The following is a 577-nucleotide window of genomic DNA, read 5'->3' as shown; positions in this document are numbered from 1 at the left end:
GATTATTGGGAAAAACACGCTGATTGTGAGGAACAATTAAAATCGTGGTATAGAGAAACCGAAAAATCCGAATGGAAAAACATTAACGATTTAAAGAATGAATATCCAAGTGCGAGTATTTTAAAAGACAATCGAATTGTTTACAACATCAAAGGCAATAATTATCGCCTGATTGTAAAATTCAACTTTGAATACGGAATATGCTGGATAAGGTTTATTGGAACTCACGCAGAATATGACAAAATTGACGCAAATAACATCTGATTATGAAAATATTACCAATTAGAAACGAAAAAGACTATCAAAAAGCGCTCGACAGACTTGAAGATATTTTTGATGCAAAAAAAGGAACGGAAGAAGGAGACGCATTAGAAATCCTTTCAATCTTGATTGACCGATATGAAAATGAGAATTTTCCAATTGGAATGCCCGACCCTATCGAGGCAATTAAATTCCGAATGGAACAAATGGGAATGAATCAAAAAGATTTAGCAGAAGTTGTTGGCTTTAAAAGTAGAGTAAGTGAAATACTAAATAAAAAAAGAAAACTGACTTTGAATATGATAAGAAAACTTAA

The 577-nt window shown here is 32.1% G+C and carries 2 protein-coding genes; both read left to right on the top strand.

Features of this window, described 5'->3' with window-relative positions:
* The coding region (locus HGB55_RS15305) for a type II toxin-antitoxin system HigB family toxin (RefSeq protein WP_168817964.1) at positions 1-264 on the top strand (264 nt) is incomplete at its 5' end.
* Positions 265-266: 2 nt separating this feature from the next.
* Positions 267-577, top strand: a 311-nt coding sequence (locus HGB55_RS15300) for a type II toxin-antitoxin system HigA family antitoxin (RefSeq protein ID WP_168817962.1), incomplete at its 3' end; no start/stop codon positions are given.

The sequence above is a fragment of the Lutibacter sp. B1 genome, assembly GCF_012524075.1.
In the GTDB taxonomy this organism is placed as follows: Bacteria; Bacteroidota; Bacteroidia; order Flavobacteriales; family Flavobacteriaceae; genus Lutibacter.
This window is presented reverse-complemented; position numbering and strand designations above follow the sequence as displayed.